Source organism: Nonomuraea jiangxiensis, assembly GCF_900099965.1.
Lineage (GTDB): Bacteria > Actinomycetota > Actinomycetes > Streptosporangiales > Streptosporangiaceae > Nonomuraea > Nonomuraea jiangxiensis.
Map to the genome: position 1 here is coordinate 325758 of NZ_FNDJ01000011.1, position 13178 is coordinate 338935.

Genomic DNA, 13178 nt, shown 5'->3' on the forward strand with positions numbered 1-13178 from the left:
TCGGTCATTGCGGTGAAGTCTGAGTCAAAGGCCCGGCCGGTGTCCCGCTCGCGCGGGCGCCGGCTGGGCGCGTTCGTGTTCTTGTCCCCCGGGCTGACGTACCTGCTGGTACTGATGCTCGTACCGCTGGTGCTGGTGCTGGGCACCAGCTTCTTCCAGCGCGGGCGTTTCGGCGGCGTGGTCTACGAGTTCACCACGGAGAACTTCGGCCGCCTGGTCGACCCGCTCTACCTCGGCGTGCTCGGCGACTCGGTGCGGATCGCGGTGCTGACCACGCTGCTCGCGCTGCTGATCGGCTACCCGACCGCCTACCTGATCGCCCGGCTGCCGCGGAAGTGGAAGACGGTCGCCCTGGTGGCCATCGTGCTGCCGTTCTGGACGAACTTCATCATCCGGATCTACGCCTGGATCATGCTGCTCAACGGTCCCGGGCTGGTCAACAGCGGGCTGAAGCTGCTCGGGCTCGGGCCGTACGAGCTGCTGTACAACGACGGGGCGATCGTCGTCGGGCTGCTGTACTCCTACCTGCCGCTCATGGTGCTGCCCCTCTACGCCGCGATCGAGCGGCTGGACCCGCAGCTCCGCGAGGCGTCGGCCAACCTGGGGGCCTCCGCGTTCACCACGTTTAGAAAGGTCACGCTGCCGCTCACGGTGCCCGGGGTGCTGACCGGGAGCCTGTTCGTGTTCGTGCCCAGCTTCGGCAACTTCGTCATCCCCGAGATGCTCGGCGGCAGCAAGTCGATCATGGTGGGCAACCTGATCCGCAACCAGTTCCTGAAGGCGCGCGACTGGCCGTTCGGCTCGACGCTCGCGCTGGCGCTCATCGCGGTGCTGGTGGTGCTGCTCGTCGCGCAGGCCTGGGCGGCCCGCCGTGGGTAGGGGCAGGCTGCTGTACGTCCCGTTCTGGGCCGCGTACGCGTTCCTCTACCTGCCGATCGCCGTGCTGGTCGTCATGTCGTTCAACTCCGGCGACTCGGCGTACACGCTCGACGGCTTCAGCCTCAAGTGGTACGGCGAGCTGGCCGCGGACGAGCGGATCAGGGACGGCCTGGTCAACACGCTGATCGTGGCCACGGGATCGACCGCGATCGCCACCGTGCTCGGCACCATGCTGGCCGTCGGGCTGGCCAGGCACACCAGGTCGAAGACGCTCGACGCGGTCGCCCTGATGCCGGCCGTGCTGCCCGACCTGGTGCTGGCGATCGGCCTGCTGGTCTTCTACGGCGTGATCCAGCTCACCCTCGGCCTGTACTCGGTGGTACTGGCGCACGGCCTGTTCGCGATGGCGTTCGTGGCGGCGGTGGTGCGCACGCGGCTGGCCGGGGCGGACACCTCCCTGGAGGAGGCCTCGCGAGACCTCGGGGCGGGGCCGGTGGCGACGTTCATGCGGATCACGCTGCCGCAGCTCGTGCCGGGGATCGTCGCGGGGGCGCTGCTGGCGTTCACGCTGTCGCTGGACGAGTTCGTGATCGCCTACTTCACGATCGGCAACAGCGAGCAGACGCTGCCGATCGTCATCTACTCAATGATCCGTTTCGGGGTCACCCCGAAGATCAACGCGCTGGCCGCGATCCTGCTGCTGGTGAGCTTCACGGCGGTGATCGCCGGGCAGCGCCTGACGAGAATCGGGGAGTCCCGTGCTCAGGATTGACGGGGTCACCCGCAGGTTCGGAGACGTCACCGCGCTCGACGCGGTGTCGCTGGAGATCGAGCAGGGTGAGTTCTTCGCGCTGCTCGGGCCCTCCGGCTGCGGCAAGACCACGTTGTTGCGCATCGTGGCCGGGTTCGAGACGCCGGACGCCGGCTCGGTCACGCTCGACGGCGACGACCTGCTGGCCAAGCCGCCGAACCGGCGGCCGATCAGCCTCATGTTCCAGTCGTACGCGCTGTTCCCGCACATGACCGTGGCCAAGAACGTGGCCTACGGGCTGGAGCGGGAGCGGCTGCCCCGCCAGGAGGTCAAGCAGCGCGTGGAGGAGGTGCTGGAGACGGTCGGGCTGACGGCGCACGCCTCGCGCCGGCCCGCCCAGCTCTCCGGCGGGCAGCGGCAGCGGGTGGCGCTGGCCCGCTCCATCGTCAAGCGGCCCCGGCTGCTGCTGCTCGACGAGCCGCTGTCGGCCCTGGACAAGAAGGTCCGCGCCGACATGCAGCTGGAGCTGAAGCGGTTGCAACACGAGGTCGGCATCACGTTCGTGGTCGTCACGCACGACCAGGAGGAGGCCATGTCGCTGGCCGACCGCATCGCGGTCTTCGACAGCGGCAGGGTGCGCCAGGTGGACCGGCCGGTGGAGCTGTACGAGCGGCCCCGCTCGCCGTTCGTGGCCGACTTCGTCGGCGCCAACAACCTCTTCCCCGGTACGGTCGGCGGCCCCGCGGACGGCGACAGCGGCTCGGCCGTGCTGGAAAGCGACGCCTTCGGGCCGCTGCCCGGCACGCCCCCTGCGGAGCTGGCGGCGGGCGCCAGGGCGCTGCTGGCGGTGCGGCCCGAGAGCGTCGAGCTGGTGCGGGAGGAGGCCGCCGGGAGCCTGCGGGGCAGCGTGCTGGACGTCAGTTTCTTCGGCGGTGTCTCGCACATCTCCGTGGAGCTGCCGGGCCGGACCAAGCCCGTGCTGGTGGCCGTGCAGGGCGCCGGTCAGGTGGCGGCCGGGGCCAAGGTCGGGGTGCGCTGGAACGCCCGCGACGCGGTCATCATGGCGGCCGACGAATGAGCGCCCGGGGACGGCCCGTCGGGTCGCACGGGAGGCCGTCAGTAGGACAGGTCGTTGCCGGTGGCCGCGCGGGCGTACGACAGGATCAGCTCGGCCGCCTCGGCCGGGCCGATCAGCGGGTGCCTGGCCGTGATCCGGTAGCCGTAGGCGTCCTCCAGGGCCACCAGGTTGCGCGCGATCGTCACCGAGTCCGCGCTCAGCCGGAACACCCCGAGGGCCGCCCCGGTGTCCAGGATCGCCTGGTACATCGACACCTGCCGGTCGTAGAGCGAGGTGAGCAGCACGCCGTAGACCCGGTTGCGGCCCGCGGCCCCGCCGAGCTCGTTGAGCAGGCGTACGTCGGGGTCGAGCGGCCCGGTGGGCAGCCCCGACCTGATCGTCACGACCAGCTTCTCGACCGGGTCGGTGAGCGCCGAGAGCTGCCTCAGGCGCTGCTCGTAGAAGCGCTCCATGCCCGCGTGCTGCGCCTCGACCAGCAGCTCGCTGAGGTCGGGGTAGTGGTAGAGCACGGCGCCGGAGGTCAGTCCGGCCTCCTCGGCCACGTGCGAGAGCTGTACACCGTCCACGCCGTGCCGGATGATGGCCCTGCGAGCGGCCTCGATCAAGTCGATGCGCCGATCACTGCGGCTCTTACGCTGGGCCACCCCCACCACCTTCACTCGTTCGGCTGCTGTTCAGTTGGCCGTGACCATAGTGCCGGTAACTTTACCTCCACGCTAGATGCGTATTTGAATTCCTCTTCAAATTGACGAGTTCCCCCGGAGTTCTCGATGCCTCTCACGATCCTGTTCATGCCTGAAAGCGCCTACGGGCCCACCAACAACTGCATCGGCGTCGGCGACATCCTCCGCCGCCGGGGCCACCGTGTCGTCTTCGCCGCGGAGGCGTCATGGCGGGGCAAGCTCGAAGCCCTCGGCTTCGAGGAAGACCTCGTCGACCTCGCGCCGCCCCCCGCCGAGGACGCTGAGCAGGACGCGGGCCAGTTCTGGAAGGACTTCATCCGCGAGACCGCGCCCGAATACCGCAAGAGCACGCTGGAGCAGCTCGAAACCGTCACCAAGCCGATCTGGGACTCCCTGATCGACGGGGTGAAATACTGCGAGCCCCAGCTCAAGGCCATCATCGAGCGGGTGAACCCGGACGTGATCGTCGAGGACAACGTGATCACGTTCCCGGCGCTGCTCACGGCGGGCAAGAAGTTCGTCCGCATCGTCTCGTGCAACCCGCTGGAGGCGCGGGGCGAGAACATCGCGCCGGTCTTCTCCGGCCTGCCCGCCGACGACCGTGGCGAGTGGGACGCCTTCCGCGCCGAGTACGACCGTACGCACCGCGAGATCTGGACCGCCTTCAACGAGTGGTCGGTCGCGCAGGGCACCGAGCCGCTGCCCGACCTGGACTTCATCCACGAGGGCGACCTCAACCTCTACGTCTACCCCGAGATCCTCGACTACGTGGACGCCCGCCCGCTCGGCCCCACCTGGCACCGCCTCGACTCCTCGGTACGCGAGACCGACGAGGAGTTCGAGCTGCCCTTCGAGCGCAACGAGGGCTCGCTGATCTACTTCTCGCTCGGGTCGCTCGGCTCCTCCGACGTGGAGCTGATGCAGCGGGTGATCGACGTGCTGGCCGCCACGCCGCACCAGTACATCGTCTCCAAGGGCCCGCTGCACGAGGAGATCAAGCTTCCCGCCAACATGTGGGGCGCGGAGTTCCTCCCGCAGACTAAGATCGTCCCGTTGTGTGACCTCGTCATCACCCACGGGGGCAACAACACCACCACGGAGGCGCTGCACTTCGGCAAGCCGATGATCCTGCTGCCGCTCTTCTGGGACCAGTACGACAACGCCCAGCGGGTGGCTGAGCTGGGTTATGGTGTCAGGCTCTCGACCTACACCTTCACAGATGAAGAACTTCTGGGGGCGGTCACGCGCCTGCTCGGTGACGCCGAGCTGCGGGCGCGGGTCGCCGCCGCGGGCGAGGAGATCAGGCGCCGCGACGGCCTGCGCAAGGCCGCCGACCTGATCGAGCAGCTCGGCCAGTCCTGACCGGCTCCTTCGGCCAGGAGCACGACCTTGAGGAAATGAAGTCCCCCGATGCGTGAACTGATCAACCCCGCTACCGGTCTCCCCTGCGCCGAAATTCCGGACACGCCGGTGGAGGGTGTGGCGGCGGCCGTAGAGACGGCTCGCGAGGCGTTCGAGGAGTGGTCGCGGGCCACTCCGGCCGAGCGGGCCAGGCTGCTGCTGCGGGTGGCCGACCTGGTGGAGGCCGAGGCCGAGGAGCTGACCAGGTTGGAGGTGGAGGAGACGGGCAAGCCGGCCGCGGTGTTCCGGGACGGTGAGCTGCCCTTCGCAGTGGACAACCTGCGCTTCTTCGCCGGGGCCGCCCGCTCGCTGGAGGGGTCGGGGGCCGGGGTGTTCAGTCCCGGCTACACCTCGATCCTGCTGCGCCGCCCGGTCGGGGTGGTGGGGTCGATCGCGCCGTGGAACTTTCCGTTCGTCATGGCCGTCTGGAAGATCGGTCCAGCGGTGGCCGCGGGCAACGCCGTGGTGATCAAGCCGGCGCCGCAGACGCCGCGGACGACGCTCCGGCTGGCCGAGCTGTTCGCCGCGGCGGGCGGCCCCAAGGGGCTCGTCCAGGCCGTCACTGGCGACGCCGAGGTGGGCCAGGCGCTGGTCGCCCATCCCGGGGTGGACATGGTGAGCGTCACCGGCTCGACGGAGACGGGCCGGGCGGTGATGTCCGGGGCGGCCGCCACGCTCAAGCGGGTGCACCTGGAGCTCGGCGGCAAGGCCCCGGCTCTGGTGTTCGAGGACGCCGACCTGGCGGAGATGGCCCGCGGCGTGGCCCTCGGGGCGACGTACAACACCGGCCAGGACTGCACGGCCGCCACCCGCGTCTACGTCGCCCGTGAGGTGTACGACGACGCGGTGGCGGCGCTCCAGGCAACACTTGCCGAAATCTCCGTCGGAGACCCGTGGGATCCTGCCACGGACATCGGCCCGCTGATCTCGGCGGCGCACCGGGACCGGGTGCACGGGTTCGTCAGCAGGGCCGGCGGGCGGGTGTTGCGAGGAGGCTCGCCGATCGCCGGACAGGGCTTCTACTACCCGCCTACGCTTGTCGGCGAGGTCGCACAGGAGAGCGAGATCGTGCAGGGTGAGCTTTTCGGCCCTGTCCTGGTCGCCTTGCCGTTCGATGGCGAGGACGAGGCGGTCAGGCTGGCCAACGACACCCGGTACGGGCTGGCGTCCTCGGTGTGGTCGCGGGACGTCTCGCGGGCGATGCGTGTCTCGCATCGGCTCGATGTGGGCGTGACCTGGGTCAACGACCATCTGCCCATCGCCAGCGAGGCGCCGCACGGCGGGGTGAAGGGCAGCGGCTTCGGCAAGGACATGAGCCAGGAGGCGGTGCAGGAGTATTCGGTGACGCGGCACCTGATGGTGAAGCACGCGGCACCGGCCGAGCGGGATTCGTTCCGGCCCGCCTGAAAACGTGTAAGGCGCTATGTGCCCCAAAGTCACTCTTTGGGGCCCTTTGATGGGATATGTTCGGTTGGCCGATCTGGTACGGGTTGTGTTCCAATTACCCAGCCGGACAGAATCCCATGCGCCACACGCGTGTCTGATTTCTTTCGAGCACGTACCGGCGAGAGGTTGCGAGAGTCAGTGAGGACGGAAAACCCCAGACACATGAGGTCAGGGGAGTACACAGGCGGACGTTTCCGGCTGGGGAACTGGCGTGTGCGCTCAAGGCTGGTCGCGCTGATCCTCATCCCCACGATCGTGGGTGTGCTGCTCGCCGGTGTCCAGCTTGCCAACGCCATCGGCACCAGCGCCGAATACCGGCGGCTCACCGAGGTGGCCGAGCTGGTTCAGCGCATCGGTGCGCTCAACCACGAGCTCGGCAAGGAGCGCACGCTCACCGCCTGGTACGTCGCCGACCGCAACAGGGCCGGACGTTTCGTCCAGCTCAAGACCCAGCGGCAGGCGACGGACAAGGCCAGGGACCAGGTGCTGACCGCGGCGAACGCCATCGACGCCACGTTCTCCACCCGCATCCAGGAAGGCGTCGCGGACACCCGCAGATGGCTCGCGGGCCTGGACAGCCTGCGCGACTCCATGGTGGAGAACGTGCCCCCGCGCGCGTCCATCGCCACCTACACGACCATGATCAGCGTCTTCTCCGCCATCGAGGACGCCCTGGGTGACGGTGTCAGCGACGACACCCTCCAGCGGGACGTGGCGGCGCTCGGCTCGCTGCAGCGGGTCAAGGAGGAGGTCTCGCGCCAGCAGATCATCCTCATCGTCCAGTTGCTCCAGCGCCGGCTGGACAAGGACGACTGGACCGACTTCCTCGGCTCCTGGGACAAGCAGCAGGCCGAGATGGCCGCCTTCGAGCAGGAGGCCGCTCCCAGGGACCTGGCCGCCTACCAGAAGGGCGTCAGGGGACCGCAGGTCGACCTCGCCGACGCCATGCGGCAGCGCGCCCTGGCCCAGGTCCGCGCGGCCGACCGGATCAGGGACCTCGACGTCACCGTCCCCGGCCGCGACCTCAACCCCTGGTACGACGCCACAACCGTCACCGGCAACGCCATCCGCAAGATCGAGGACGGCCTGGCCACCAAGATCGTAATCAGGACCCGGGACCTGAGCGACACCGAGCAGCGCAACGCCATCATCTCCGGCGCGCTGATCCTCGTCCTGCTGCTGCTCGTCCTGGTCATCACCACCCGCGTGGCCGGCTCGCTGGTCCGCCCGCTGCGCCGGCTGCGCGCCGAGGCGCTCCAGGTCGCCACGACCCGGCTGCCCGAGACGGTCCGCCTGCTGCGCGAGTCCGGTGACGGCGCGCAGGTGCCCGACGTGCCCTCGGTCGGCGTCAACACCCGTGACGAGATCGGTGAAGTGGCCCGGGCCTTCGACGAGGTCCACCGCGAGGCGCTGCGACTGGCCGGTGACGAGGCCAAACTGCGTACGAACGTCAACGCGATGTTCGTCAACCTCTCCCGCCGCAGCCAGACGCTGGTCGAGCGCCAGCTCCAGCTGATCGAGGGCCTGGAGCAGGGCGAGGAGGACGAGCAGCGGCTGGCGAACCTGTTCCGCCTGGACCACCTGGCCACCCGCATGCGCCGCAACAGCGAGAACCTGCTGGTCCTCGCCGGCCAGGAGGCCGCCCGCAAGTGGAGCGAGCCGGTGCCGCTGGTCGACATCGCCCGCGCCTCGCTGTCCGAGGTCGAGAACTACGAGCGGGTCCAGATCCAGATCCCGTCCGGCACGCTGATCGTCGGCCCCGCCGTCACCGACACCGTCCACCTGCTCGCCGAGCTGATCGAGAACGCCATCTCCTTCTCCCCCCGGGAGAGCAAGGTCCACGTCACCAGCACGCCCGCCGAGGGCGGCGTGCTCGTGTCGATCAACGACCTGGGCATCGGCATGAGCCAGGACGAGCTGGCCGAGGCCAACTGGCGCCTGGCCAACCCGCCGGTGGTGGACGTGTCGGTCTCCCGGCGCATGGGCCTGTTCGTGGTCGGCCGGCTGGCGCTGCGGCACGGCATCCGCGTGCAGCTCAGCATGCGGGAGGCCGGTGGGCTGAGCGCGCTGGTCATGATGCCGGACATGCTCATCCACGGCGGCCCCGGGTCCGGGCACCCGGGCGGCCAGTACGAAGCGTTCACGACCTTCGATCCGAGCACGTTCGGCCAGGGGATGTCGCAGAACGGGTCGGGGCCCGCGACGCCGTCCGTCGACCGGCCCGACCAGGTGCTGGACACGCAGTGGCCGGGCTCGCTGCCCGCTCCCGGGACCGGCAACTGGCCCTCGATCGAGCAGCCGGCGTTCGGCGAGCAGCAGCCCGTGGGCTTCGGCGAGCCGTCGTTCGGGGACTGGTCGCCCTTCTCGGAGCAGCAGCAGGGGGCGCAGGGCCCGCAGGACGAGCAGCGCTGGCCGTCCTTCGCCGACGACCAGCCGCCCACCGCCCAGCAGCCTGCCGTGCAGATGCCGCCGGCCCAGCCGTCGTTCCCTGAACCGTCGCAGCCCTTCGGCGAGCAGCGCTGGCCGTCGTTCGCGGAGGAGCAGCCGCCGGCCTCGCGCCCGTTCGAGGAGAACCGCTGGCCGTCGTTCGCCGAGGCACCGCCGCCTCCGGCGCAGGACGAGCCGCGCTGGCCGTCGTTCGCCACCGAACCGCCGCCTCCGTCCCAGGAGGAGCCGCCGCGCTGGTCGTCGTTCGGCGACCCGACGCCGCGCAGGTCGTTGTTCGAGGCGGGGGAGCGGCAGCGGCCGCAGTTCGACGAGGGTTACCGCTCGCCGTTCGCCGAGGAGCCCAAGCCCGTCGACCAGTACGAGCAGAACGGGCACTCCAACTACAGCCCCTTCGGCCCCGGCAACTACGCCTCGCAGGACCTGACCGGTCCGCTGCCCGTGGTGCGCAACTCGCCCATGGAGGAGCAGGGCGACGAGTACCTGCCGATCTTCTCGTCGGTCGGCTCGGACTGGTTCCGGCGGCCGGAGCAGCCCGAACCCGAGGGCGAGCACGAGATCACGGCCGTGCACCCCGCGGTGCCCGCGGAGCCGTCGCCACCGCCCCCCGCCGCCGCGCCGCCGATGGCCCAGCCGGATTCCACGTCCGGCGGGCTGCCGCGCCGCCGGCCGGGACAGTCCGGTGTCAGCGCGAGCTGGTCCTCGCCCGCGGACTCCGGCTTCCAGGCCGCGCAGGCCGCCGCGCAGCCGGCGCAGGGCGGCATGACGTCCTCGGGGCTGCCCCGTCGCGTCCCCAAGGCCAATCTCGTACCCGGTACGGCGAGTCTCGCCGAGCCGCAGGCCACGTCACCGGCACCGCAGATCTCACCCGAGCGGTTGCGCAGTCGGCTCTCCAGCTTCCAGCAGGGTGTCCGGCAGGGCCGGGCGTTCACCCGCGGAGAAGAGAATGAGGAGGACAAATGAGAGAGATGAGCCAGGGAGCGCGCGGTATCAGCTGGCTGATCACGGACTTCGTGAACAACGTGCCAGGCGTCGCTCACACGGTCGTGGTGTCGTCTGACGGGTTGCCACTGGCTTTCTCCGAGGGGTTTCCCAAGGATCGGGCCGACCAGCTCGCCGCGGTGGCCTCGGGTGTGATCAGCTTGACCCAGGGCGCCGCGCGGGTGTTCGAGGGCGGTATGGTGACGCAGACCGTTATCGAAATGCAGCGTGGGCTCTTGATGATCATGTCGATCAGCGATGGCTCCTGCTTGGCCGTCCTGGCGGCCCCCGACTGTGACATGGGTCTGGTGGCCTACCAGATGACTCTGCTGGTCGAGCGGGCAGGCCAGGTGCTGACTCCGGCCGTACGCGCCGAACTGCAAGCGGCACGCCCCCGCTAGCGGGGGGTGACAGGAGAAGATGGTGTCAGGTCAGGGTTGGGCTGGTGATAGCACTCCGCCGCACCCGGCGGCTCCCCGTCCGCAGAAGCCGAGCTCCTTGGTACGGCCCTATGCCGTGACCGGGGGGCGCACCGCGCCGCGGATGAAGTTCGCCATGGAGGCACTGGTGTCCTCCGTGACGTCGGAATACCAAGACATTTCCCTACTAAGTCCGGAGTATCAGACGATCATCCAGCTGACCCGGAACGTCCGGTCGGTTGCCGAGATCTCCGCCCTTTTACGTCAGCCGCTTGGTGTGGTCCGGGTGCTGATAGCCGACATGGCGTCGGAGGGCCTGATTCGCGTGCACCAGCCTGCGCTGGACGCGGGAAAGCCGGACCTCAACTTGCTCGAAAGGGTGCTCAGTGGACTTCGCAGGCTCTAGCCCCGGCCTAACCTCGACGAAGATCGTCGTGGCCGGGGGCTTCGGCGTGGGGAAGACGACATTCGTGGGTGCGGTCTCCGAGATCCTGCCGCTCACCACGGAAGCGGTCATGACGGACGCCTCGGCGCACGTGGACGACGTCTCCCTCACACCGAACAAGACGACCACGACCGTGGCCATGGACTTCGGCCGGGTCTCCCTCGACCGTGACCTGATCCTGTACCTGTTCGGCACGCCCGGGCAGCACCGGTTCTGGTTCATGTGGGACGACCTGGTACGGGGTGCCATCGGCGCGGTGGTGCTGGTGGACACACGCCGGCTGGCGGACAGTTTCCCCGCGATCGACTATTTCGAAGAGGCGAAACTGCCGTTCGTGATCGGCATCAACGGGTGGGACGGACAGTTCGCCCACGCGGAGGAGGAACTCCGGGAGGCTCTGTCGATCGGCGATCACATCCCGATCGTGCGACTGGACGCCCGGCAGCGCGAGTCGGTCAAGTCCACCTTGATCACTTTGGTGGAACACGCACTGACCCGCCACATGCACACCCCGGTCTAACCCGGGAGAATCCCCAGACAAGCGGCCCGCCACCCCTTGGGTGCCGGGCCGCTTCGTCTGTGCGATAACTATGGGCGTGAGGCCAACACCCCGACCAGGGAACGGCCATCGGCCCAGGGGTTCGACCAGGGAATCGCCCAAGGTTGGGCCACGGAGCCGGTCAAGCATGCGCCGTGACGGCGGCCGACCCCGTGCGGGTCAGCGGCCGTCCTCCTGGAGGCCACCCGCCCCGTATGGCGGGTGGCGGCCGGCTTGGCTCCGCCGTACCAGATAAAAGGCTTGGCTCCGCCGTACCAGATAGAAGGCTTGGCTTCGCCGTACAAGATGAAAATGGATTACACGGCGGCGTGGCCGCGGACCAGGCGGCCGACTTCGGCGCGTAGGTGGACGAAGTCGGGGTGTTCGCGGGTGGAGATCTGGTCGCGCGGCGTCGGCAGCTCTACCTTGAGGTCTCCCACCACGTGCGCCGGCGCCTTGGACAGCACCACCACCCGGTCGCCGACGTAGACGCTCTCGTCGATGTCGTGCGTGATGAGCACGATCGTCATCTTGTGGTGCCCGCGGACCTTCAGCACCAGGTCCTCCAGGTCCTCCCGGGTCTGCGCGTCCACCGACCCGAACGGCTCGTCCATGAGCATCAGCGCCGGCCGGTACGCCAGCGCCCGCGCGATGGCCACCCGCTGCTGCATGCCGCCGGAGAGCTGGAAGGGGTATTTGCGCTCCGCGCCCGCCAGCCCCACCGACTCCAGGGCCTCGTGGGCGGCCTCGCGGCGCTGGCGCTTGTCCATGTTCTTGCGGCGCAGCGGCAACGCCACGTTGTCCACCACCGACATCCAGGGGAACAGCGAGCGGCTGTAGTCCTGGAAGACGACGGCGAGGTTGTCGGGAGTCTGGCGCACCACGTTGCCCTCGATCCTGATCTGCCCGCCGGTGGGACTGATCAGGCCGGCGATCGACCGCAGCAGCGTGGACTTGCCGGCCCCTGACGGGCCGACGATGCACAGCAGCTCGCCCTCGGCAACGCTCAGGTTGAGGCCCTCAATGGCGTGGTGCGCGTTAGGGCTGCCGCCGCCGTAAACGTGGGAGAGGTTGTCTATCTCGAGCAATGGATTTCCTCGGGGGCGAGATCATGGACAACACGGCGACTCTAACGGAGCCGCTGAACACTCTATCGAAGCGGGAATCGGCTGACATTGCTGTCACGTAACCCCATACCACGCGCGATCTTACTCTCATGAGTCGTGCCCGGCGCTAACCAGGCGGACCCTGCGCGGCCTGGTGCCAGGCCAGCACCCGCCGCTCGACGACCAGGAACAGCTCGTTGAACAGGTAGCCCAGCACCCCGAGCAGGACGATCCCGGCCCACATGGCGGGCAGGTCGAACGTCGAGTACGCGTCCGTGATCTGGAAGCCGATCCCGTTCGTGGTGCCGGGCAGCAGTTCGGAGAACACCATGACGATCAGCGAGAGCGACAGCGCCAGCCGCAGCCCCGCGAACATCTTGGGCAGCGCCGACGGCAGCACCACCCGGAAGAGCCGCTCGGCCCGCGACAGCCGGAACGCCCGGCACGTCTCCAGGTGCAGCGGCTCGACCGAGCGGGCGCCGTCGGCGGTGTTGAGCAGCACCGGCCACACGATGCTGAACACGATGAACGCCAGCTGCATCCGCAGCCCGAACCCGAACACCACCAGGAAGACCGTCACCAGCGCGGGCGGCGGGATCGCCCGCAGGAACTGCAGCACCCCGTCGAGATAGTCGTAGGCCCTGGCCGACAATCCCAGCGCCAGCCCGAGCGCCACCCCGGCCAGCGCGCCCCCGGCGAACCCGGCGAACATCCGGCCCAGGCTCGGCAGGATGTTCCCGACGGCCGCGTCGGTCAGGAACAGCGTCCCGACCGGCCCGGAGAACCACATGGCGTGCATGCGCCCCAGGATCGTGCTCGGCGGCGGGAAGAATGCGCTGCCGGCCGCCCTCGTGACCCCCTCCCAGGCGATCACGAGCACGACCAGCACGAGGGCACGGAACACCGTGGTCCGCATGCCGCGCGTCCTCATGGGAGCTCCCCCCGTCCGTGTGCCGCGCGTCCTCATTGGCGCTGTCCCCGTCCGCGTGCCGCGCGTCGTCAGGGG

At 69.2% G+C, this 13178-nt stretch carries 12 protein-coding genes; 9 read left to right on the top strand and 3 right to left on the bottom strand.

The genetic code is table 11. The features are described from left to right. The first annotated feature begins 12 nt into the window (after window positions 1-12). Genes BLS95_RS25200 through BLS95_RS25210 form a run of 3 tightly spaced genes read left to right on the top strand, consistent with a single transcriptional unit; the run spans window position 13 to window position 2708 of the window. Window positions 13-879, top strand: a complete 867-nt coding sequence (locus BLS95_RS25200) for an ABC transporter permease (RefSeq protein ID WP_245765257.1) — start codon at window positions 13-15, stop codon at window positions 877-879. After that, the gene (locus tag BLS95_RS25205) at window positions 872-1651 is read left to right on the top strand and encodes an ABC transporter permease (protein ID WP_176993378.1); all 780 of its coding nucleotides are present in this window, start codon (window positions 872-874) and stop codon (window positions 1649-1651) included. Before BLS95_RS25200 ends, BLS95_RS25205 begins: the two co-directional genes overlap by 8 nt. Next, window positions 1638-2708 carry an ABC transporter ATP-binding protein gene (locus BLS95_RS25210; protein WP_090935850.1) on the top strand — a complete coding sequence of 357 codons (1071 nt, stop codon included), beginning with the start codon at window positions 1638-1640 and terminating at the stop codon, window positions 2706-2708. The genes BLS95_RS25205 and BLS95_RS25210 overlap by 14 nt, the downstream gene beginning before the upstream one ends. Before the next feature lie 38 nt (window positions 2709-2746). On the opposite strand, the gene BLS95_RS25215 is transcribed toward BLS95_RS25210, so the two are convergent. Then, a complete protein-coding gene (locus tag BLS95_RS25215) occupies window positions 2747-3352 on the bottom strand; it encodes a TetR/AcrR family transcriptional regulator (protein WP_245765258.1) in 606 nt (201 codons plus the stop codon). Between the two features lie 147 nt (window positions 3353-3499). Here BLS95_RS25215 and BLS95_RS25220 point away from each other — a divergent pair, with 147 nt between their 5' ends. The 6 genes from BLS95_RS25220 to BLS95_RS25245 all read left to right on the top strand — a co-directional run bounded on the left by BLS95_RS25220 (window position 3500) and on the right by BLS95_RS25245 (window position 11048). After that, window positions 3500-4753: a glycosyltransferase gene (locus BLS95_RS25220; RefSeq protein ID WP_245765259.1), complete on the top strand. Its 1254-nt coding sequence runs from the start codon at window positions 3500-3502 to the stop codon at window positions 4751-4753. A 48-nt stretch (window positions 4754-4801) separates the two neighbouring features. Continuing rightward, entirely contained in the window at window positions 4802-6199 is a 1398-nt protein-coding gene (locus BLS95_RS25225) for an aminobutyraldehyde dehydrogenase (protein ID WP_090935856.1), read from the top strand. Window positions 6200-6451: 252 nt separating this feature from the next. Further along, entirely contained in the window at window positions 6452-9646 is a 3195-nt protein-coding gene (locus BLS95_RS25230) for a sensor histidine kinase (RefSeq protein ID WP_176993379.1), read from the top strand. After that, complete coding sequence (locus tag BLS95_RS25235) at window positions 9643-10065, top strand: roadblock/LC7 domain-containing protein (protein ID WP_090935862.1); 423 nt, start codon at window positions 9643-9645, stop codon at window positions 10063-10065. Before BLS95_RS25230 ends, BLS95_RS25235 begins: the two co-directional genes overlap by 4 nt. Before the next feature lie 19 nt (window positions 10066-10084). Beyond that, window positions 10085-10489 (top strand): DUF742 domain-containing protein, encoded by a 405-nt coding sequence (locus BLS95_RS25240; protein ID WP_245765260.1) that lies wholly within the window; start codon window positions 10085-10087, stop codon window positions 10487-10489. Further along, window positions 10470-11048 carry a GTP-binding protein gene (locus BLS95_RS25245; RefSeq protein ID WP_090935868.1) on the top strand — a complete coding sequence of 193 codons (579 nt, stop codon included), beginning with the start codon at window positions 10470-10472 and terminating at the stop codon, window positions 11046-11048. The genes BLS95_RS25240 and BLS95_RS25245 overlap by 20 nt, the downstream gene beginning before the upstream one ends. A gap of 335 nt (window positions 11049-11383) precedes the next feature. On the opposite strand, the gene BLS95_RS25250 is transcribed toward BLS95_RS25245, so the two are convergent. Next, entirely contained in the window at window positions 11384-12154 is a 771-nt protein-coding gene (locus tag BLS95_RS25250; protein WP_090935871.1) for an ABC transporter ATP-binding protein, read from the bottom strand. A gap of 145 nt (window positions 12155-12299) precedes the next feature. Further along, a complete protein-coding gene (locus BLS95_RS25255) occupies window positions 12300-13103 on the bottom strand; it encodes an ABC transporter permease (RefSeq protein WP_245765261.1) in 804 nt (267 codons plus the stop codon). Window positions 13104-13178: the final 75 nt, after the last annotated feature.